We start from the raw sequence: 255 nt of genomic DNA on the forward strand, positions 1-255 counted from the left end.
CGAAGGATATCATCTCCCCGCGTTTGATGACGTAGTCCGAACATTCCTGATACCAGGGGTTTGTTCTCGGTCCTGCGGTCAAGAGCTTGGTCTCCAGCCACTCGCCGCCGCTGCGTGCGTTTTCGAAGTGAAGCTCGGCCCAGATCTCTCTTTCGGTGCGGCCCGGCTCGGATACCTCGTACATCCGCGCCATGCCTGCTTCGCAGACACGGATCGTCCATCTCATCAGCTCGATCTCCTCAGTGCTCTTGATGG

At 58.4% G+C, this 255-nt stretch carries 1 protein-coding gene; it reads right to left on the reverse strand.

All coding sequences use genetic code 11. The features are described 5' to 3' along the window. On the reverse strand, nucleotides 1-255 hold a 255-nt coding region (locus tag EOD29_RS33335), incomplete at both ends, for a M24 family metallopeptidase (RefSeq protein WP_127248870.1).

This window comes from Mesorhizobium sp. M1A.T.Ca.IN.004.03.1.1, assembly GCF_003997555.1.
Classification (GTDB): Bacteria; Pseudomonadota; Alphaproteobacteria; order Rhizobiales; family Rhizobiaceae; genus Mesorhizobium.